This is a genomic window from Paenibacillus methanolicus, from assembly GCF_008124765.1.
Classification (GTDB): Bacteria; Bacillota; Bacilli; order Paenibacillales; family Paenibacillaceae; genus Paenibacillus_Z; species Paenibacillus_Z methanolicus.
On record NZ_VNHS01000001.1, the window covers coordinates 1,115,369 to 1,136,113 of the forward strand.

Annotated in this window: 17 protein-coding genes and 1 pseudogene; 4 read left to right on the forward strand and 14 right to left on the reverse strand. The window is 57.8% G+C overall.

Annotation, left to right across the window (positions count from 1 at the left end; translation table 11 throughout):
- Positions 1 to 43: 43 nt before the first annotated feature.
- A complete protein-coding gene (locus BCM02_RS04305) occupies positions 44 to 979 on the reverse strand; it encodes a hypothetical protein (protein ID WP_148927779.1) in 936 nt (311 codons plus the stop codon).
- A gap of 198 nt (positions 980 to 1,177) precedes the next feature.
- Positions 1,178 to 2,095, reverse strand: a complete 918-nt coding sequence (locus tag BCM02_RS04310) for a LysR family transcriptional regulator (protein ID WP_148927780.1) — start codon at positions 2,093 to 2,095, stop codon at positions 1,178 to 1,180.
- 208 nt (positions 2,096 to 2,303) lie between these two features.
- On the opposite strand from BCM02_RS04310, the gene asnA reads away from it, so the two are divergent.
- Positions 2,304 to 3,317: an aspartate--ammonia ligase gene (gene asnA / locus BCM02_RS04315; protein WP_148927781.1), complete on the forward strand. Its 1,014-nt coding sequence runs from the start codon at positions 2,304 to 2,306 to the stop codon at positions 3,315 to 3,317.
- A 47-nt stretch (positions 3,318 to 3,364) separates the two neighbouring features.
- On the opposite strand, the gene BCM02_RS04320 is transcribed toward asnA, so the two are convergent.
- Both BCM02_RS04320 and BCM02_RS04325 read right to left on the reverse strand, forming a co-directional pair.
- Complete coding sequence (locus BCM02_RS04320) at positions 3,365 to 4,741, reverse strand: amino acid permease (RefSeq protein ID WP_148927782.1); 1,377 nt, start codon at positions 4,739 to 4,741, stop codon at positions 3,365 to 3,367.
- 16 nt (positions 4,742 to 4,757) lie between these two features.
- Complete coding sequence (locus BCM02_RS04325; RefSeq protein ID WP_148927783.1) at positions 4,758 to 5,612, reverse strand: manganese catalase family protein; 855 nt, start codon at positions 5,610 to 5,612, stop codon at positions 4,758 to 4,760.
- A 180-nt stretch (positions 5,613 to 5,792) separates the two neighbouring features.
- On the opposite strand from BCM02_RS04325, the gene BCM02_RS04330 reads away from it, so the two are divergent.
- Positions 5,793 to 7,073: an MFS transporter gene (locus tag BCM02_RS04330; protein ID WP_246183190.1), complete on the forward strand. Its 1,281-nt coding sequence runs from the start codon at positions 5,793 to 5,795 to the stop codon at positions 7,071 to 7,073.
- A 122-nt stretch (positions 7,074 to 7,195) separates the two neighbouring features.
- Entirely contained in the window at positions 7,196 to 7,705 is a 510-nt protein-coding gene (locus BCM02_RS04335; RefSeq protein WP_148927784.1) for a DUF3231 family protein, read from the forward strand.
- Between the two features lie 80 nt (positions 7,706 to 7,785).
- On the opposite strand, the gene BCM02_RS04340 is transcribed toward BCM02_RS04335, so the two are convergent.
- The 8 genes and pseudogenes from BCM02_RS04340 to BCM02_RS04375 form a co-directional block, all read right to left on the reverse strand.
- Positions 7,786 to 8,310 (reverse strand): DUF3231 family protein, encoded by a 525-nt coding sequence (locus BCM02_RS04340; RefSeq protein WP_148927785.1) that lies wholly within the window; start codon positions 8,308 to 8,310, stop codon positions 7,786 to 7,788.
- 152 nt (positions 8,311 to 8,462) lie between these two features.
- A complete protein-coding gene (locus BCM02_RS04345; protein WP_148927786.1) occupies positions 8,463 to 9,098 on the reverse strand; it encodes a LysE family transporter in 636 nt (211 codons plus the stop codon).
- Between the two features lie 87 nt (positions 9,099 to 9,185).
- Positions 9,186 to 9,836 (reverse strand): annotated as a pseudogene (locus BCM02_RS04350) (gfo/Idh/MocA family oxidoreductase); the annotation flags it as partial.
- Positions 9,837 to 10,032: 196 nt separating this feature from the next.
- On the reverse strand, positions 10,033 to 10,659 hold the full coding sequence (locus BCM02_RS04355) for a hypothetical protein (protein ID WP_148927787.1): 627 nt from the start codon (positions 10,657 to 10,659) through the stop codon (positions 10,033 to 10,035).
- 218 nt (positions 10,660 to 10,877) lie between these two features.
- Positions 10,878 to 12,779, reverse strand: a complete 1,902-nt coding sequence (locus BCM02_RS04360; RefSeq protein ID WP_148927788.1) for an ABC transporter ATP-binding protein — start codon at positions 12,777 to 12,779, stop codon at positions 10,878 to 10,880.
- On the reverse strand, positions 12,754 to 14,517 hold the full coding sequence (locus BCM02_RS04365) for an ABC transporter ATP-binding protein (protein WP_148927789.1): 1,764 nt from the start codon (positions 14,515 to 14,517) through the stop codon (positions 12,754 to 12,756). Before BCM02_RS04365 ends, BCM02_RS04360 begins: the two co-directional genes overlap by 26 nt.
- Before the next feature lie 58 nt (positions 14,518 to 14,575).
- Positions 14,576 to 15,190 carry a PadR family transcriptional regulator gene (locus BCM02_RS04370; RefSeq protein WP_187434014.1) on the reverse strand — a complete coding sequence of 205 codons (615 nt, stop codon included), beginning with the start codon at positions 15,188 to 15,190 and terminating at the stop codon, positions 14,576 to 14,578.
- 385 nt (positions 15,191 to 15,575) lie between these two features.
- The gene (locus BCM02_RS04375; protein WP_187434032.1) at positions 15,576 to 16,550 is read right to left on the reverse strand and encodes a formylglycine-generating enzyme family protein; all 975 of its coding nucleotides are present in this window, start codon (positions 16,548 to 16,550) and stop codon (positions 15,576 to 15,578) included.
- A 335-nt stretch (positions 16,551 to 16,885) separates the two neighbouring features.
- On the opposite strand from BCM02_RS04375, the gene BCM02_RS04380 reads away from it, so the two are divergent.
- Positions 16,886 to 17,254 (forward strand): hypothetical protein, encoded by a 369-nt coding sequence (locus BCM02_RS04380; protein ID WP_148927792.1) that lies wholly within the window; start codon positions 16,886 to 16,888, stop codon positions 17,252 to 17,254.
- A 58-nt stretch (positions 17,255 to 17,312) separates the two neighbouring features.
- On the opposite strand, the gene BCM02_RS04385 is transcribed toward BCM02_RS04380, so the two are convergent.
- Positions 17,313 to 18,941, reverse strand: a complete 1,629-nt coding sequence (locus tag BCM02_RS04385; protein WP_148927793.1) for a response regulator — start codon at positions 18,939 to 18,941, stop codon at positions 17,313 to 17,315.
- Positions 18,941 to 20,743 (reverse strand): cache domain-containing sensor histidine kinase, encoded by a 1,803-nt coding sequence (locus BCM02_RS04390; protein ID WP_148927794.1) that lies wholly within the window; start codon positions 20,741 to 20,743, stop codon positions 18,941 to 18,943. Before BCM02_RS04390 ends, BCM02_RS04385 begins: the two co-directional genes overlap by 1 nt.
- Between the last annotated feature and the right edge of the window lie 2 nt (positions 20,744 to 20,745).

Below are 20,745 nucleotides of genomic sequence, written 5' to 3' on the forward strand. Positions count from 1 at the left end.
CAACCTAGCGGGCATCTAACGGGAGCGGCGGAATTTCAAGCGATCAGATCGGCACGTTGGCCGCGCGGAATTGCTCGACTTCTTTCGTCAACTTGTAGTCATGGTCTTTCAGCACGTCCATGAACGCGCTCAAGTTGTCCACGTATTCGCCGTCTGCCGAGCCGAGCGATTCCAACGCCTTCGCATAACCAGTCTTGGCCGCTTCGCGCATCGCCTTCGTGTCGTCATCGAATAGAGGCGTGTTGTTCGCCCCGTAGAACGTGATCACGTTGTAGATGTTGAACAGCCCGCTCACCTGCGCCGTACGGATCGACTTCGGATACTGCTTCAGGAATTGCTCCGCGGCCGCGGCCCGCTCCGCCAGCTGGTCGTAGCCGATGGCGAGCGCCCCGTCGTTCATCGTCCGAGCATCGGATTCCGCGGCCCGCACCTTGAAGTAATCCCGGATCTCATTCGTCAAGCGCGCGGAATACTTGTTGAAAGTCGCATAGTTCGCAACGATGTAATACATCCCTTCGCCCGTCTCCAGCTTATAGCCGCTGTTGCGCGTCTGCGTCAGCAGCGCCTTGAGCTTCGCATCCTTCGTCTTCGCGATCAGCGAGCTCAACGTGTCGCCATTCTTATAGATGGCGCCGATCGCTTCCTGCATAGCTGCCGGCTCGAAGCGAAGCTGCGTGACGTTCAGCTGCTTGCTGATCGCTTCTTCCAGATGCAGCGCCATGTTCGTCGTCTGCGCGATGGTCAGCCGGTCGAGATTCGCGTACAAATACGCGCTCGCCTGCGGCAATCCGCCCTTCTGCTCGAGCAGCTCCTCGAATTTGGCGATTACGCCCGCGTTCATGCGCGAGTCGGTCGCGGCCGGCGCCGGACTCGGAGCAGTCGCGGCCGCGGCCGTGACTGCTCCTGCGGAGGAGGCCAGCATCAGCAAGGCGCATGCGGCGATAGCCGTCGTTCGGACCGTACGTATCGTGTTCATCACGTGTATCGTCTCCCTTGAATTCGCGTTATGGGTGGTACGTGTTCATAAAACTAGTGTAACGGCGGAATGCGTCGAGAAGGCAACGCGATTGTTTCGAACCTGTAAATTCCGAGTTCGAACGGCCGTCCCCCTACCTTCAATCTACTTGTACACCTATGCCCGCCAGGCCAACCAGCCCCCTCGCGAATGCGAATATCATTAGGATAGACGTTCCGCTTGACCCGTCGCTTCCTTCAGCGCCTCGATATACGACAGCGCCAACTTGGACAATGCCAGATTGCGGTGGCAAATCCAGCCGACTTGAATCGTCTCGTCGCAGTCGAGCGGAACCGGAATGATATCATTGCCGTTCAGATCGGAACTCAGCACGCCAGTCGAGATCGTATAGCCGTTCAAGCCGATCAACAGGTTGAACAGCGTCGCGCGATCGCTAACCCGGATTCGCTTCGGATAGGTCAAGGTGCTCAGAATCTCCTCGGCGAAGTGAAACGAATTGTATTCGCCCTGCTCGAACGACAAATACGGATAGTCCTGCAGCTGATCGATCGTCACGCTCCGCTGTTTCGCCAGCGGATTATGCACGCTAATAAAAATATGCGGCTTCGCGGTAAACAGCGGATGGAACGCCAAGTTACCCGACTTGAGCAGCGACTGAATTACCTTCGCATTGAAGTCGTTCAAATATAGAATGCCGATCTCGCTTCGCATCGTCCGTACATCCTCGATGATGTCGTGCGTCTTCGTCTCCCGAAGCGCCATCTCGTACTGTTCCTGACCGAATTGCCGGACCAGCGAGACGAACGCGTTCACCGCGAACGCGTAATGCTGGGTCGACACCGAGAAATGCTGCGGCGACGGCTTGGCGTCCAAATAGCGGCTCTCCAGCAGCTCCGCCTGTTCGACCACTTGTCTCGCATAACCGAGAAACTCGGTCCCCTCCATCGATAACGAAATGCCCTTGTTCGTACGCTCGAATATCGTGATCCCCAGCTCTTCCTCCAAATCCTTGATCGCGTTCGACAAGCTCGGCTGCGAGATAAACAGCCGCTTGGCCGCCTCGTTCATCGAGCCGCGCCGGGCGATCTCGATGACGTATTTCAATTGCTGCAGCGTCACTGCGTCCCCTCCTCTAATGGGCATCCATTCGCGCGCCGCGTATGGGTGAATAGCTTCCATTATACTGACATATCTACGCGATGGGGACATGGGATTGAAATTTTTTCGCGTATCCCATGTCACCGTACTTGCTTTAACGCAATAAACTACTGAGGTGCAAGCGAGGCGAAAGCCCATCATTCCCAAAGTTATTGGAGGCTACAACAACATGTCGACAACTGTAGTGGTGCCGCGGAGCTACGAACCGAAACTGAATCTGCTTCAGACCGAACGCGCCATCAAAGCGGTCAAGGATTATTTCGAGGGGGCTCTTGCGGACGCCCTTCAATTGACGCGGGTTTCCGCCCCGATCCTGCTAAAGAACGGCACCGGCATTAACGATAACCTGAACGGCATCGAGCGTATCGTCTCGTTCGACGCCCCTGCCGTGGCCGACGCGCAGCTCGAGGTCGTGCAATCGCTGGCGAAATGGAAGCGCATGGCGCTTGCCCGGTACGGCATTCCCGTTGGAGAAGGTCTCTATACCGATATGAACGCCATCCGCCGCGACGAAGCGCTCGATAACCTGCATTCCTTGTATGTTGACCAATGGGACTGGGAGAAAGTCATCGCCTACGAGAACCGGACGCTGAATACGTTGAAATCGGAAGTGCTGAACATTTACGCGGCGGTTCGCCAAACAGAAGCTTACCTTTGCAGCCGTTTCCCGCAGCTATCGCCGATTTTGCCGGAGAAAATCCAATTCATCACGACCCAGGAACTAGAGACGCTGTACCCGGAGCTATCGCCAAAAGAGCGCGAGAACGTCATCGCCAAGCAATACGGCGCGGTATTCGTCATGCAAATCGGCGGTTTGCTTCGTTCCGGCGAGAAGCACGATGGCCGTTCCCCGGATTATGACGACTGGCAGTTGAACGGCGACATCGTGCTGTGGTATCCGGTATTGGAACGCGCATTCGAAATTTCGTCGATGGGCATCCGCGTCGACAAGAAAAGCCTGCTCGATCAGCTGGCCGAATCGGGCGAGGAAGCCCGCCAATCCCTTGAATTCCATCAAGCGATCCTAAGCGGCAAACTGCCTTATACGATCGGCGGCGGCATCGGTCAATCCCGGTTGTGCATGTTCCTGCTGCGCAAAGCCCATATCGGCGAGGTGCAAGCATCGGTCTGGAATGATGAAGTGATATTCGCTTGCGAGAACGGCAATATTCCGCTCTTGTAAGCGATCCCTGAATGGTCCAACGCAAAAAAGAAGCAGGCCGCAATTGCTTAGGCCTGCTTCTTCGTGTGCTGTTTGTTCCATATCCGCTTCTGCATGACGAGCGTCACCACCGCGATAATCCCGGATAAGGCGAGGCTTATGAAGAACCCCCATCGGATATCGGATTCCAGCACGACGCCAATGACTGCCGCCAGCAGCAACGCTAGTCCGATGGCCGCGAACGTCTTATCCGTCGCCTTCAACTGAAGCACCTTGATCGCGGAGACGATGATGAAGCCCCAGTTATACATCTGCATAATTCCCGCGGCCGTCGTAATGTAGGCGTAAATTTTGCCGGGCAGCAGCAGAGCCGTCACGATGGACGCGGCGATTCCGGCTGTAGCCAACGCGAGCGAAGGCAGCGGAAGCTCCCGGAACTTCAACTTACGCTCGAACAGCTTCGGCGCGTCGCAATCTTTGGCTAGCGTGACGAGCAAATTCGTGACGGCGAACAGCGAAGCCGTCATCGTCGAGAATCCGGCAGTCACGATCGCCGCGTTGAACACATGCGGGAAGAATGCCAGATCGTAGCTTTTCAGCGCGGTGACGAACGGGCTTTCCTTCTCGCTAATCGCGTTGTGCGCGACCATGAAGGTGACGAGACCGATCGAGATGACATAGATGACCGTCAGTCCGATCAGCATCACGCTGCCGGCCTTAGACGCCTCTTCCTTCTTCTTCAGCTGCATCGACATGAGGCCGATCGTCTCGATGCCGCCATAAGCATAGAACGCGTAGATTAGCGACGACCAGAAGCCTCGGTAGCCGCCGGGCGCGAACGACTGCCAGCCGTCCGGCCAACCGGGGCGGGCGTCGCTGCCGCCGTGGATCCAGCCGAACAACGCGGCTGCCGCCAGGATGATAAACATGAAGATCGCGGCCGTCTTCGTTACCGCTAATATATTCTCTACCTTATCAAAACCTTTCGTGCCCAGAAGCACGACCGCGATGGCCAGTACCGCGTATACGGCCGCGAAAATCCACAGCGGTACCTTCGGGAACCAAAACTGCGTCATCAACCCCAGCGCGGTCAGCTGGCTGCCCATGATCAATATTTTCGAGCCCCAATAATTCCATCCGCTCCCGAATCCGGCCCATTTCCCGTAAGCTTTGCCCGCATAGTAGCAGAAGGAGCCTTCCTGGGGATCTTCGCCGGTCATCTTCGCCAGCAGATGGAATACGATGTACGTGCCGGCAGCCGCGATCAAGAACGAAGCGACCATGGACGGTCCCGCTATCTTGATGCCGATCCCGGAGCCAAGGAAGTAACCGGTCCCGATCGTGCAACCAATCCCGAGCAGGGAGAGCTGCCACCACGCCAACTCTCCCTTGTTCGCTTTGGCCTTGGACTTGGACGCTTGGTTGGATGAGGATGCGCTCGACATACGGGATGCTCGCCCGCTACCGGTTCATGTCCGTCAAGCCCGGGCTATGTTCGTTCGGCAGCTCCGGATTGTACGGCAGCGGGTAACCAGGAGGCGGCGGCACGACCTGCAGCTGTCCGCCGCTGCGGCTTGGCGATTCGCCGTTGAACACTTCCGCGATGCGCGTATCGTCTAGGCGGAAATTAAACAGCGCGTTGTTGAAACCCATGTCGACGTATTTCCGGCATTCAGGGTATTTGTTCAAATCGTAGTTCGGCACAGGTAACAGCCTGCCCCACTCGACGCCCAGCTTCTCGAGCGCCTTCGCGAACGCGTTCTGGTGAGCGTTGTCCCGCACGATAAGAAACGCCAGCGTTTCGCGGAACGCTTTGTTCGAGCTCATCTCGTAAATTCGCGACTTCTGCAGAACGCCGGTGGATTCGAGCACGAGATTGTCCATCAGATCGGCGATCAAGTTGCCATGCGCGTAGACGTAGCTTCCCTGCCATGGCAGTCCGGCCGCGTCGACCGGCAGCGAGCTCTGCGCGCCGACGATGAAGTGGTGCGGGTTGGCATGCTTGACCGATTCGTCGAGCGGCGCTGCGTCGATGCCCGCGTTGCCCGGCAGTTCTTCGCCCGTACCCGTCAACAGCTGGTTAATCGTATTCTGGACGAGCTCGACATGCGCGATTTCTTCCAGAAAAATGCCGCGGACCAAGTCGCGGAATTCGGTCCGGTTGCCGCGGAAATTGCTGCTCTGGAAAAAAAACTGCATCATCGTACGCATCTCGCCGAATCGTCCGCCAAGCGCCTCCTGGAGGACGCGGGCCGCCGCGGGATCAGGCTTATCCGGGACGATGATATTGATGAGATCTTCCTTATAGAAATACACGCGTTACTCCTCCTTTGGGGTAATGGACCGACGTTCTATTTTGCTTTGCGTGCCGCAACATTATCCCTGTTCGGTCAACACATAAAACAACGCGAACTCGCCATCCTACCTAAAGGCCTGCTCGAACAGCCGCGCTAACCGAATCGGGCGAGCATACCGCATCATAAAGGAGGATCAAGGGTGAGTTTGCGCAAATACGCGGCCATTGCGGCGCTGGCCTCCGTCCCGCTCATGATGACCCTTGGGAATTCCATGTTGATTCCCATTCTTCCGGAGCTGTCGCGTGAGCTTGGCGTCAAGGCGTTCCAGATCAGTCTGATTATTACCGTGTATTCGGTCGTAGCCATTCTTCTCATCCCGATCGCCGGGTATTTGTCCGACCGGTTCGGACGCAAGAAGGTTATGATCCCTGCGTTGATGTTGGCCGCAGCCGGCGGTTTGCTATCAGCCATCGCTTCGTCCGTCGGCGACGGTTCGTACATGCTCGTGCTGGTTGGACGATTCGTTCAAGGCGCGGGAGCGGCAGGCGCATTTCCGATCGTCTTCCCGCTTACGGGGGATCTGTTTAAGGAGGAAGAAGAAGCGAGCTCCGTACTTGGACTTGTGGAAACTTCCAACACGTTCGGCAAAGTGCTAAGTCCGATTTTAGGCTCGCTGATCGCTTTGTGGGCGTGGTACATGCCGTTTTATGCCATTCCGGTGCTCAGCATCATATCCGCAGCCATGATTTTGTTTCTTATCCATACGCCCGAACAAAAAAGCGGCGACGAGCAAGAAAAACCAAAGTTCTCCGCGTTCTGGAGACAGGTCAAAACTATATTCAAGAACGAAGGAAAGTGGTTGTCTGGCGTGTTCATTAGCGGCGGCGCCGGCATGTTCGCCATCTTCACGACGCTATTCTATTTATCCGAACGGCTGGAGAGCCAATACGGTTATAAAGGCGTCATGAAAGGCGCGCTGCTAGCCATTCCGCTGTCTGCCTTATGTCTGGCGTCGTTCCTTACGGGCAAATGGATCGGCGAAAAAAAGAACCTAATGAAGTGGTTATCGGTCGGCGGCATGGCGCTGCTATCCGCCACGTCGGTTCTGTGCGCGATCAATCCGCCCGCGACGCTAACCATGTGGTTCGTCTGGATCGGCATCGGCTCCATCGGCATCGGGGTGATGCTTCCTTGCATGGACGCCCTCATTACCGAGGGGATCGAGAAAGAACAGCGCGGCACCGTGACGTCGCTATACAGCAGCATGCGATTCATCGGCGTTGCCGCGGGTCCGCCGCTCGCGGCTCTCCTCATGGGAAACGGGGCAAGTCCAGTCTTCTGGACGGTCGCCGGCGTATCGATCTTTACCGTGCTTTCGATTCTGTGGCTAATCAAGCCCGAGTCGAAGGCCAAGTCGAAAGGCGGCATCGACCGTTTCGAACCGAAACGAAACGCACATGCCCCTACCAAAATCACGTAATAAGCCGACAAGAGACCATGGCGCTGCCGTGGCCTCTTTTTATTTTAATTTTAAATATCCCGTCTATAGATTGTCGTTGCACGGCAATACTTGTTGACAGACCAACATTAAGGAGCGCGAGAATGGGGATTTTGAAGGGTAATCCGAAAGATCAGCCGCTGCATTACGGCGAAATATTCAACCTGTGGACCTACTCGGCCCGAAAAAAGACGGCCATTTCCACTTATCAGCTTTATTTATCGCATGCGGGCGACGACGACTTAAAACATCTGGTGGGTAATCTCGTCAAACAAGCGCAACAATCGGCGGCCGAGTGCGACGAGATGCTCGTACATAACGGCCACCTGCCGCCGCCAACGCTTCCGGAACGACCGCCGGTCAAACTGGAAGATATACCAGCGGGTGCGAGGTTGACCGATCCGGAAATCGCATTTGCCGTCGGCGAAGATATCGCGATGGGACTTGTCGCCTGCAGCCAAGTCATCGCCAGCGCCATTCGTATTGACGTCGGAGTCCTATTCACCAAATATCACACGCTGCATCTCGCTTCGGCTGCCGCGGCGCTGGAACTTAGCAAAGAGAAGGGCTGGCTCATTCTGCCTCCCTTGCAGATTCATCGGCCGGAGCATTAATCACGTCAAAAGGGCAGCCCGTATCGGGCCGCCCTTTGAACGTTTGATTTTTCGCTGTCGGGAAAAGTATTCTCTCGAAATTAGACGCCGGCGCCGACGGCTTCCGGACGTTTGATTTGCAGCGGCGGAGGCATGAGCCATCCTTTTTCTTTGCTTAAACGAAGCATTTTCACGCCGAGCGCTGCCTTCGTCACATGATATTTTCCAAATAATGCGCCCACGTCCTCGCGAATCGACATCCCCATCACCGTGCTGGCGGCTACCAGCCCGGCTGCGAGGTCGGCAGACACCATCGGGGCGATCTCCTGGTCGGCGAATCTGGCGCCGATCGGAATCTCCTCGAGCTTCGCCTCCGGACGCTCGGGCAGCGTCGGTGCCGGCGTAATACCGTTCGCGATCAGAATTTCGTCCAGTTCGGCGATTTCCAGCTGAGCTTGACGAATCCCCTCTTCGAGAATTTGCCGCAGCTCTTTATCTCCCGTATGGAATTTCAGCGCGTTGTAAGAGGATACACAGCCTTTCGCCGTAGTCGACGCTTGCCAAATCGCGAAAATCTCGCCGTAGTGCAGCGGTTCGTCTTTCGGGTTGCCGCTTAATACGCCCATGTCGTGAACGCCCCTTTGAAGTGAGATAATGGCGTGCCCGGTTGCAACCGAGAACACATATAATATCTCCATCGAAAGTGCGGTTATCCGTCTCGAAACGCTCTCATTTTTAACCAGAAGCAGCCAGAGTTTGCAATCGTCGATGCGAACCTTTAACTAACTAGAGCCTGAATGCCTTGAAAGCCGAAGTACGAGCCGAAACCGATGAGCGACAATCCCGATAGCACGGAGATTCCTACTAAGCTCTTCTCGTTCAAGAACCTGCGCATGCCGGTCGTCAGCGACGCGACGCACACATCCCAGAGCATAAGACCAAGGAATATCATGCTGCTGTAGAGCAGCAGATGGCTCGTTCCGTACGTCGTGGCGGTTTTCGCGAGAATCGATCCGTAGATGCCAAGCCAGAAGAGAATCGACATCGGGCTGGTGATCGATAGCATGAAGCCGACGAGAAAGCTGCGCCACAGCGAGTCCTTGCGTCTGCCCTGATACGCGACCGGAATTTTATTGGCGGACTTAATGCTTTCGAAACCGGAATAGATCAAGATGATGCCGCCAAAAAGCCACAGAAAAATTTGTACGATCGGGATGTTAAGAAACTGCACGACGCCCATGTAAATGAGCAGCATGAACACGGCATCCGCCATCATCGACCCCGTCCCAACGATCCACGCATGCCAGAAGCCGTTCTTGATCCCCTTGTCCAGTCGGGCGGAATTGACGGGCCCGATCGGCGCGGCAAGCGTTAAGCCAAGCAATACGTAACTGATCAGCAGCTGGATACTCAAGCGCGATTCACTCCCGGCCCTAAAGTGCAAACTTGTACACTTTATGCCGGGTTGTCCGCTTTTAATCCACTAATGTCGGGCCATCCGCTATAGAACTGCTAGCCCGCCGCGAAAGCGCGCCATCTCCACGACCTCGCCCGCGATTCGCGACTGTTCCGCCGCGAACGCGATCAAGTGGCTTTGCACCGACCGGTTAGCCGATGTAAGTCCCTCCCTGCCGCCTCCTTCGCGCACGAGCTTCAAGAAATCCGCCATTAGCCGGTTGTCGCCGCCGCCGTGACCGACATGCCCGCCCGGAATATCAAGCGCAATCCGCCTCGATTGGCCGCTGCCGAAGCGTAGCACTTCGATTTCGTTCTTTTCCATCGCGCCCCGAATTTCGCCTTTCGTCCCCATTAACTTGATCGTGCGGCTGACGTCCCGCGTGAACGCGCTCATCGTGAAGGCGGCCGTGACGTCATTCGCGAATTGCAAATTGACGACCTGATGATCGACCACGTCATTGTCGCAATGATAGACGCAACGTCCGTACGGGCCCGTCTTCAGCGCCTCGCGCCGCGCTTCCAAGCTCGGGTCGTCGCTTATCGCCGAAGTCGGCCATTCGGTATCGTCCGTCAAATAGATATTCGGCGCATAGTAGAGACAGTCTTCCGCGGGGGGGCAACCATCCAGACACCGGTCCGGCGCGCCTTGCGGCGCCTGATCCGCTCTAAAGTGGGTCAGCGATCCGAAAGACGAGTCGCGCAAGAATGACCAATCCCAACTACAACTTGCCCGATATTAGAATCCATTCGCCAATACAACTCTAATTCCTATTGTTATTCTCTGTGTTGATATTCCTATTGAAATCACATAAATTCACAAAAAACCTCTCGAAACCGGTATGACCGATTGTTCGAGAGGTTCGCGTGAACTTGGACTAATACAGACTAGATTACGGAATCGCAGCCGGAGCCCACTGCGCGCGGTCCCGATTCCGATCGAAGCGCCGGATGGTGAACAGAATCGACGCCAGCAAAATAAGCTCGAAAATATTCGTCAGCGCGGAGCTGTCGATCTCGATCGGGATTGCTCTCCCCAAGATGAGCACGCCGACGCCAACCAGCATCCACGGCCAACGACGCCGAACGATTAGAATCGCGCCGACGAGCAGCACCGCCGCGGCCGCGGCAAGCACCATGATCGGGAACGAAGATTCCGCCGACGTGCCGTAACGCAGCGCGCCGTATTCTTCTTCCACCTTCAAGTTCGCCACCTCTTGGCTAGTGACGGCCAGCGACTGGTAGATGATAAGCCCCAGCGTGACAACCCATGCCAAGACGATCGGCAACGAACGGTTATACCAGCCGCGGATGCGCGCGCTTCTTGCAATATCGACGGCGACGACGACGAGCAGCGGCGTGAACAAGGCGTGCAGCCAGAAGCGAGGATAACTGAACGCCCGCAGCAGGTTCCCTTCGCCGATCGCGCCGCCGATCGCGATGACCGCGTTATCGTAGAATAGCCCGAATAAGACGAGCAGCACCAGATCCCGCTGTTCCAGCGTTCCTCTTCTTCTCATGATGCTTAACCCCGCAAACAACAAGATCGCGTAAGCGATCGCCATGGCGGCATAGATGTAACGGTCGATCGATATCATTCCTTTCCGGCGAAAATGCGGTTCATGCCCGGGAATTCGCATGCATGTCGTTCCATAGGTTCTGCACGCTTCGAACTCCGGATACGTCTTTTTACCCCGTTTGCCCCGAAATGCCTCACATTCGACCGATCCGCTCCTAGCTAGCCCGCCTGCTGTCCTTGCGAATGTTCGTACAACTCCCGATATTGGCCGCCGAGCTCAATCAGCTCTTGATGACTGCCCTGCTCGACGATCTCTCCATGGCTCATCACGATAATCCGATCGGCCTGCATGATCGTCGAGAGCCGATGCGCGATGACGATCGTCGTCCGCTGCTTCGATACGACGTTGAGCGCGTTCTGAATCAGCTGCTCGGTCTGGGAGTCTAGGTTCGCGCTCGCCTCGTCGAGAATAAGCACCTTCGGCTTGAAGACGATAATCCGGGCGAAGGAGATCAGCTGCCGCTCGCCGGCGGACAAGCCGCTTCCCCGCTCCGATAGCAGCGTGTTATACCCATCCGGAAGCTTACGGATGATCCCGTCCGCGCCGACGAATTCGCATGCCCGGATGACGTCCTCCCGGCTGATCGAATCATCGAACATGCGCACGTTGTCGACGATGCTGCCCGAGTAGAGATAAGGCTCCTGCTGAACGAGCCCGATCAGCCGGTGCAGCGTCGCTTGCGGGATATCGCGCACGTCCGTCCCGTCGATTCGTATGCTGCCTTCCTTCACGTCGTAGAACCGGCACAGCAGACTGATGAGCGAGCTTTTGCCCGCGCCGGTCGTGCCGACGACGCCGATCATTTCGCCGGGTTCGATATGCAGATCGAGTCCCTGGATAATCGGAATGCCCTCCTCATAGGAGAAGGATATGTGCTCGAAGTCGATCTCGCCTCTCACGCTGCCGAACGAGTGCGCTTCTTCGGAGACGCCTTGGCTCCGTTCGGTCGTTAACGTCATCTGCTTGCGCGTGACGGATCGTTCGGCCGATCGAGGCGTCTCTTCCGTCTTGTCCGTGATTTCCGGCTCGGTGCCGAAAATCGTCCAGATGCGGGATATCGCCACGGTGGCGGATTGCAGCGTATTCCATTGCTGGGTAATCGTATTGATCGGCTGGAAGAACTGTCGGATATACGTGATGAACGCGTACAAGACGCCGAACTCCAGCTGCTTCCCGAGCACCGCCATCCCGCCGATCCACGTCACGAGCGCGATCGCGAGGTTGCTCAATATATCGAAAGTCCGGCCGAATAAGACATTGGTGCGGATCTCTCGCAAATTCGCGCGAAAGTAAAGCCCGTTGCGCTCGTCGAACTGTCGCTGCTGCTCCTTCTGTTGATGGAACGCTTGCACAAGTCCCATGCCGGACAGGTTCTCGGCCACGAACGCGACCATACGGGATAACCGGGTCCGCGCGAGCTGGTACGTCGCGCGCATGAAGGACCGGAACGCGATCGCGATCAGGAAGATGACGGGCAGCAGCACGAGGCAGTACAGCGCCAGCGTCGTATCCAGCTGGAACATCAGAACCAGGATGAACAATATCGTCAGACCGTCCCGGAACAGGCTGAGCAGCACTTGGCTGAAAAATTGATTGAGCGCTTCGGTATCGCTGGATACGTGCGTGATCAGACTGCCGCTGGACATCCGGTCGAAGTAACCCATCGACTGCTTCATGATATGGCCAAACAGCTGCTTGCGGATTCGCGCGACAATGCTTTGGCCGACCTGCTGCAGCAAGTTGTTCTGCAAATAGGCGAAGATGAAGCTGCTGACCGACAGTCCCAGGTATACGGCGCAGATGAGCAGCAGTCCGCGAAAATCGTTCTTGCCCGCGAGCAAGTTGTCGTCGATCGCGATCTTCATCAAGTACGGCTGCAGCAGCTCGGACAGGATCGCGACGACGGTGCAGGCCATCACGCCGGCGAGCGCCCAGCGATGCGGCTTCACGTAGCCGGACAGCGCCTTGAACGCGGATATATATTGCGGCTTCTCCTCCTGTCCGCCGTGATCGCCCTTATGATCCGCTTGCCAATTATGAATCGCTTGTGCCGGTCGCATGCAAGCTCCCCTCCTCCTGAATGGCATGAAGATCGGCGTAGAGACCCGGCTGCTCCAGCAACTCGCGATGGGTGCCGCGCTGCACGATCTCGCCGTCGTCCAGCACGATGATCTCGTCCGCGTGCTTGATCGCGCTGATCCGGTGGGCGATGATGATCGTCGTCTTGTTGTGTCGTTCCCGCCGGATCGAGTCGATAATGTCCTTCTCGGTAACGGCGTCGACGGCGCTGACGCTGTCATCGAGAATCATGACGGACGCCCGCTTGATCAAGCCGCGCGCCAGACTCGTGCGCTGGCGCTGTCCGCCCGACAACGTAAGCCCCCGCTCGCCGAGCTTCGTCTCGAACCGCTCGGGCAGCTCGTCGATATTGGCATGGATTTGCGCCTGCCGCGCGGCGTCCTCGATGCTTCCCATGACGGCCGTTCGGTCGGAGAAGGCGATATTCTCGCGTATCGTCGTGCTGAACAGGAAACCGTCCTGCGGCACGTAGCCGATTTGACCGCGGAGACTCTCGAGCGTCAACTCCCTCACGTCCTCGCCTCCGAAACGAATGGTGCCGGGCGGCGGATCGTATATCCGGAGCAGCAGCTTCATTAACGTCGTCTTCCCGCTTCCCGTTCGGCCGATGATGCCGAGCGTCGCGCCCGGTTCGATCCGGACGCTGACATCCTTCAATACCGGCTCCGAGGAGGGACTGTACGCAAAGGTCAGATGGTCGATTTCAATCGCGCAATCCGAAAGGTCCGCTTCCGTCGCGGCATCCGATTCGACGATGTCGGGCGACTGCGAGAGCAGCCCGTTCAGTCGTTCAAGCGACGCCCGCGAGCGCTGGATCGAGTTGATGACGTTCCCGATCTGCTGCAGCGGCGTCATGAGCATCCGGACGTACAGCGTCAACGCGACGAAATTGCCGAGCGACAAGCGGCCTGCGATCGTCAAATAACCGCCGAACGCGAGCGCGATGATCAGCGCGATCGTACCGAGGAACGGAACGAGCGCTTGGAAGAACGACGATACCCGCACAAGGCGCAGCTGCGCGGCGCGTATGTCGTCGACCGTCTGCCCGAATCTCCTGTTCATGATCGGCTCCACCGCGAATTTCTTCGTGACGCGAATGCCGCCGAACTGCTCCTCGGCCGTCTCCGTCATTTTGCCGAGCGCCTCCTGCACGTGCAGCGAACGCTGCCTAATAATCGGACCCAGATAGACGACGATGAACGGAATGAGCAGCAGCGGGAACACGCAAGCTCCGATAAGATAGAGCGGGATACCGCTGATAATCATCATCGTCATGGCCGACAGCAGCAACATCGTCGCGTTGGCCGTCTGGTTAATGCCCATGGCGATCGATTCTCGGACGGCCGTCACGTCATTCATGAAATAACTAAGGAGCTTCCCTACGCCGTTCTTCGCGTAGAAGCGCTCGCCCATCCGCGTGAAGTGGCGGAAGAGTAAGCCGCGCACGCCACGCTCGAAGGTGCGGCCCACGTACATGACAAGGTACATGGCAATCCCGCTGAACACGACGCTGGCAATGCCGATCGCGAGCAGCTGCAGGCTGTAATCCACGACAAGACCGCGCGTCAGCTCGCCGCCGGCCAGCTTGTCGGTGAAGGCGCCGAGCACCTTCGGATAGAACACATTGATCATATTGGAGACGAGGTGAAACGTAATCGACAGCACGTACACGGGCCAGCTTCGACGGAAGAAGTCGGCCAAAATCCGTTGCGATTTCACGTAGCGCTCACTTCCCTATTCGTAAAGATTGGCTGATCAGGATTGCGGTTGCGCGAGATTAGGGGGCTTCTCCCGCATCCGTCCGGTCTTCCTCGAGAATTTGGCGGAGCGAGAAGCGCAAGCCGTGCAGCGCGGCGCGCAGCATGGCCGCTTTGGCCGGATCTTGGAGCGCCTCGCGCTCCGCGGCTTTCATCAGATGGATGAGTTCCTTCCCTGCCGGGGTCAGCCGGCGTTTGCGCTGGGGCGTCTCCTCTTGCGGTTGCTCTTGGCCGACCTCCGATGCCGGCGGTTCGGCTTCATCCCGTACAGCCGGTTTCGCTTCGTTCTCCTGGAGCTGTTGCAGCTCCTTCTCCGCCTGCAAATATACCTTACCTTCCTCGGTGATCTCGAACACTTTCTTGCCGTCCACCTTGGATGCGTTGACGAAGCCTTGATCGCGCAGCATCTGGAGCGTCGGATAAATCGTGCCCGCGCTCGGCTTGTAGGTGCCGTCCGACTGTTCTTCAAGCGCTTTCATCATTTGGTAGCCGTGCATGCCCGACTGCATCAGCAGCTCGAGCAGCGCGTATTTCACGCCGCCCCGGCTGAAATATCTTCGGCCCGTACCGGTCGAATCGCGTTCGGAACCGTCGTGCACAAATAGACGTTCTTCCTCTTGCCAAACCATCGCCATAGCCTGCCTCCTTTCCCGATATATCGTATTACCACCGATTCTATACGATATATCGCAAACTGGCAATTGTTGCCGCCGCATTCGGCGTGGCGCGTCGCGAGCGCGGCAAAAAGGCCGGTCGGCATGATCAGCCTCGGTCATCATTGATCCGGATGGTCGAATAATCGAAAAGAGCCGATGCCACTCGCGGCATCGGCTCTCTTGTTCCCCTGCAGGTTCCTACTGAATTTGCAAGACGGCTAAGCTATTCAACTCCATTGGGCAGCAAAAAGGACGACTACTGTCCAATCAGGAATCATCTCGGCGTTGCGGCGCGATTCACTTTAGTGAAGTCTGACGAAGGGGCTGACTTCAAGGGCGTTATAGCTTGCATCGTCTATGCATCTTAAGCATCCGCCGCGCAGCGGAATCCCATATGACCCGTCGAGCTGTCCGGCGTGTTCGACGTTCTCGCCGCTATCCGGTAGCGGTTGCAGTAGGACTGATGGCATAGATACGAACCGCCCTTAAGCGTTCTCGTCTCGCCCCCCGCGGCGCCGCGCGGATTCACGCTCTCACCGGAGCGATGGTATTCCGGGCTGAACCAATCGCTGCACCACTCCCATACATTGCCGGCCATGTTGTACAGTCCGAAGTCGTTCGGCTCGAACGAACGCGCGGGCGCCGTGCCTTCGTAGCCGTCCTCAACCTCGTTAACCCGCGGGAACGTCCCTTGCCATATATTGCAACGATGCTCGCCATCCGGCGTCAGCTCGTCCCCCCAGGGATAACGCTTGCCGTCCAATCCGCCGCGGGCCGCATATTCCCACTCCGCCTCGGTCGGCAGCCGCTTTCCCGCCCATTTGGCATAAGCGGACGCGTCATGCCAGGAAATATGGACGGCCGGATGAGACAGCCTGTCCTCGATGCTTGTCCCGGGTCCTTCCGGCGCGCCCCAGTACGCGCCTGCTACGTTCCACCACCATGGCGCGTTCTGCACGACCGAGGTGACGCACGGTCGAAGACGCTCCGGCACGTATAGATGAAAGACGAACGACCAGCCGTATTGTTCCGCTTCCGTCACATAGCCGGTCGCATCGACGAACGCCAGGAATTGGGCATTGGTTACCGCGGTCTCGTCGATATAGAAGGGGTCGATCGTTACGAGGCGCGACGGTCCTTCTCCGTCCAAGGAGAAGACGTTCTTATCGTCGGTCCCCATGCGGAACGCGCCGCCGGGAATCTTGATCATGCCGGCTCGGTCTTTAATCCCTGCGATTCCGCCAGCAGCCTCTTCCCCTTCCCGATACGCAATCTTCGACTGTTCGCGAACCGTATCGCCGGTCAATGCGGATTCCGGCGTCTCGGCGGCCGCCGCCATTTGCGCCCCGACCGCGACCGCCGCAAGCTCCGTTCCTCGGCTTGCGGCGCATCCGCACCCGCAGGAGGTTTGAACCTCTTTCATCTCGTTCACGATCCCTTCATCGCATGCTGTATTCGCTATGAAATTAGCTTATCACCACAAATCCGAGTAGTATAGTATGATTAGTTGCCGCGGATAGCAAACGAATTACGCCGCAGCCTGCTTCATGACGAGTACAAACACCGCGACATTCCCTACGCTATTTTCATAGAGTACTGCTAGAGACCGCTTCTTCCTATATTCGCTCTAAGGCCAGCGTCTCGCCAAGCGCTTCAGGGAAAGGAGGAACAAGGATGCCCTTTTCAACCGGAACGATTACCAATACGCGGGCGACCGGTACAGCCTCTTCTACCATCGTACTGAGCACGCGCAACCTGAACACGTCGGCCGCCTCGACGATCACGGTCCAAATCTTCGCCACGGTCAACTCGACGACGTTCTATACCGCTTATGTCGATTCGTTCGTCATTGCCGCCAACTCCTACAATATCCGCACGTATGTCATCGGCGGGAACGTAGCCTACGAGGTCCAGGTGAATTCGTCCGCCTCCCAAGTGCTGTTCTCCGTCTTCGGCATCGACGAATTCGGGAACATGGTCCCGAATCAAGGCCGCACGCAGCCGGAGCTTAGCTTCATCGCGGCGCTCAGCCCGATCATTTAACGTCGGTAAACGAAGCAAAGCCTGCCGCATCTTTCGACCGGCAGGCTTCTTGCTATCCCTATAGACTTCCCGCGCCGGATCGCGCTTGTTCCCGGTAATCGTTCGGCGTCGCGCCCGTCGCGCTCTTGAACACGCGGTTGAAGTGCCGCACGTTGCCGAAGCCGGTGCTCTCGGCGATGACCGTCACCTTCTCGCTCGAGGCGGCAAGCCGCTTCTTCGCCTCGTTCACCCGCAGGTCGGTCCAATACTCCACGAGCGACTTGCCCGTCCGCTGCTTGAACAACGTCGAGAAATAAGCCGGGTTGAGGAACACCTGCTCGGCCACCTCGGTCAGCGTCAGCTGCTCGCGGTAATGCAGGTTGACGTAACGGATCGCCTTCTCGATCGGATCGCTCTCCGGCTGCCGACGGCTGCCCGCGATGCAGTCCGCCAGATGGCCGAGATACGACCGGCAGCACTCGATCAACTCGGCGCGCGACGTAATCGCGCACACATCCAGGAGCACCGCCTGAATCGTGCGATCGCCAAGCCACGCCTTCGTAAGGACGAGCTTCTCCGCCTCCTCGTAATAATGAAGAAGCAGCTTGCAGATTTGTTGATGAATCGTCTCCGGACTGCGAGCCAGCGCGCACAGCTCCGCGATCATGTCGGCCGCGAGCTGCCCCGCCTGCTCCGCTTTTCCCTCGAGCACCGTCGTCTCCAGCGAAGACCACGACCATTCGCGAAGGTTGGAGGCGAGCGCTTGACTGCTTTCTTTGGTCTGCGCATACGAGATCACCCGGTCCCCGCCGACGATGAGCCGATGCAGAAGGGCGATCTTCGCCTCGCGGAACGAACGCGGAATCGCCTTGATTCCTTCCACCGCGCTCCCAAGGCCGATGGTCACGGTCAGATTCGACAAGGAGATCGTCCGCCTGCGAACCGATTCCGCCAGCTCCATGAGCGGATTGGCGGCCGCCGCGCCGCAATCCAGATTGACGAGCGCGACTACTTCCGTGTCGGAGAGCACGAAGGAGAAGCCGTTCGACCGCTGATTCAGCAGCTCCTGCACGACCTGCTGGATGTACAGCTGGAACAAGCTCGGATCCGCCTTGCCGTATCGTTCCCGGTCCAACGCGTCCTTGTCGAGCTTGATCACCATGCAGGCGAAACACGTCGCGCCGAACGTCAAGCCGATCCGCCCGAGCAGCGCCAGCTCGTTCTCGTGCACGTCGCCCCGGAGCAGACCCGAGACGAGATGCTCGCTCACGTGCTGCCGAATCTGTCTGGCGTCGGCGGGCTCCGCCGCGAGCAATTCGGGCGCGGCGGCCGATTTGGCCAGCTCGCCCCGCAGCTTGCTCAGCGTCTCCAGCAGCTCCTCGCGTTCCACGGGCTTCATCAAATAATCCCGTGCGCCATGCCGCAGCGATTGCTGCAAATACGAGAACTCGTCATAACCGCTAAGCACGACGACGAGCATATGCGGGAATCGTTCCTTGACGATCTGCTGGAGCTGAATGCCGTCCATGCGCGGCATGCGAATATCGGTCAGTACCACGTCCGGCTTCAGCTGTTCCACCAGCTCCAGCGCTTCGTAGCCATCCTTGGCCTCTCCGGCGATCTGCCAGCCGTCCGAAGCGGATTCGATCATTTTGCGCAAGCCTCTGCGAAAAATCGTTTCGTCGTCCACAATGAGTATCGTTGGCATTACCCGGCTCCTCTCTGTGCCGCCGCCTTGGCTGCCGGCAAGCGGATCGTCACTTTCAGTCCCTGGAAAGGCATGCTCTCCAGCTGCAATCCATACTGTTCCCCGTAATGCAGGCGAATGCGCCGGTGCACGTTCAACAACCCGTTACCGCTCGTCCCGCCCAGATCCCGATCGTTCATGAGCCGCTCGCGCATCTCTCCTAGACGCTCCGCGGTCATGCCGATGCCGTCGTCTTCGATCACGATGGACAGCACCCCTTGCGACTGGAAACAGGTCAGCCGGATTATACCGCTGCCGATCCCCTTGTCCAGGCCGTGATTGATCGCGTTCTCGACGATCGGCTGGATCATGAGCGGTATGACCGGTACGTCGGCAAGAAATTCGTCCGTCGCCAATTGAAAGTCCAACCGTTCCTCGTAGCGCATTTGTTGAATCGTCATATAGCCCTTCACGTGCTCGATCTCATCCCGCAGCGTGACGATCTCCTTGCGGCCGCTCAGCGAGTAGCGCAGCAGCCGGCTCAGGTTGTTCGTCATCTTCACGACTTCCCGGTTGCCCTCCACCTCGGCGTACATCGAGATCGAACCGAGCGTATTGTACAGAAAATGCGGGTTGATCTTGCTCTGAAGCGCCGCGATCTCGGCATCCTTCTCGCGAATTTCCGTCTCGTACAGCCGGTAACCGAGCTCGCTCAGCCGCGACACCATCAAGTTGAACGCACTGCCGAGCTGGCCTACCTCGTCCCAATGCCCGACCGAAAACCCGACGTTCAAATCGCCGCGCTCGACCTTCCGCATCAGCGTCCGCAGCATGCGCAGCGGCCTCGTGATGCGGAAGGCGATGACGACCGAGACGAGCACCGCAAGTCCGATGCAGATCGTGCCGATCAGCAGAATCGAATTGCGCACGACGAGCGAATCTTTCATGAGCTCCGATACGGGCACGACGCCGACCGTCGTCCAGCCGGTCACTTCCGACGCGACGTGCGCGACGAGCAGACTGCGTCCCTCGGCGTCCATATGCGTCACGCCTTCTCCTTCCAGTTTGCCAAGCGCAGGATAGACGGCCGTTTCCCCTTTGCGCAGCACGAGTTCGCCCGCGCCGTCGGTCATATAGAGCGATTCCTTGCTCCCCATGCTCACCTGCGCGAGCAGTTTCCGAACCGCATCCGGGTCGATATCGATGACGATATAGCCGAGCGTCTCGCCGCTGTCGAAGCTGCGCAGCTCTCGCGCGATCGAGAACACCTGATAGACGCTGCCGCTGGTCGATCGGACCTCGTGCGTCGTAATGAACGTCGGCTGGCCGAACTTGCCTCTTGCTTGCTCCAGCCATTCCGCGCCCCCGTCTAGCTGATACGTCGTCATATACTGGCTCTCGGGCAGCACGACGTACGAAGCTCCTCGTTCGCCGAACAGCGAGATGCCCATGATATCGACGCGGCCGTTCAGAAATACTTTGGAGACGAAGTTGTTCAACTGTCCGATCTCCGCCAGCGACAGCGGTTCGCCCGGAGAGCGGGAAGAAGCCAGGAAATCGAGAATTTCCTGGTACTGGTACGGCATCAGCGACAGCCGATTGAGCTCGTTCATGTACGTGTCGATATTAAGCGTCACCTGCTTCAGCGTCTGCAACTGGTAATTGCCGACCTGATCCTCCATCTTGGCGGCGAAGCTCCCGAAGGCGAAGACGCCCATCGCCCCGAGCGGCAGGACGATCAAGAGCACCTGGACGAGAATCAGCTTGCGGGCAAGCGCCAAATTGCCGAACCATTGCTGCATATTCCGGAACCATCCGCGCATGC

Coding starts and splice junctions, on each gene's coding strand:
- asnA (WP_148927781.1), top strand. CDS start 2,304: ATGTCGACAACTGTAGTGGTGCCGCGGAGCTACGAACCGAAACTGAAT.
- BCM02_RS04320 (WP_148927782.1), bottom strand. CDS start 4,741: ATGTCGAGCGCATCCTCATCCAACCAAGCGTCCAAGTCCAAGGCCAAA.
- BCM02_RS04335 (WP_148927784.1), top strand. CDS start 7,196: ATGGGGATTTTGAAGGGTAATCCGAAAGATCAGCCGCTGCATTACGGC.
- BCM02_RS04340 (WP_148927785.1), bottom strand. CDS start 8,310: ATGGGCGTATTAAGCGGCAACCCGAAAGACGAACCGCTGCACTACGGC.
- BCM02_RS04355 (WP_148927787.1), bottom strand. CDS start 10,659: ATGAGAAGAAGAGGAACGCTGGAACAGCGGGATCTGGTGCTGCTCGTC.
- BCM02_RS04360 (WP_148927788.1), bottom strand. CDS start 12,779: ATGCGACCGGCACAAGCGATTCATAATTGGCAAGCGGATCATAAGGGC.
- BCM02_RS04370 (WP_187434014.1), bottom strand. CDS start 15,190: ATGGCGATGGTTTGGCAAGAGGAAGAACGTCTATTTGTGCACGACGGT.
- BCM02_RS04375 (WP_187434032.1), bottom strand. CDS start 16,550: ATGGCGGCGGCCGCCGAGACGCCGGAATCCGCATTGACCGGCGATACG.
- BCM02_RS04380 (WP_148927792.1), top strand. CDS start 16,886: ATGCCCTTTTCAACCGGAACGATTACCAATACGCGGGCGACCGGTACA.
- BCM02_RS04385 (WP_148927793.1), bottom strand. CDS start 18,941: ATGCCAACGATACTCATTGTGGACGACGAAACGATTTTTCGCAGAGGC.
- BCM02_RS04390 (WP_148927794.1), bottom strand. CDS start 20,743: ATGCGCGGATGGTTCCGGAATATGCAGCAATGGTTCGGCAATTTGGCG.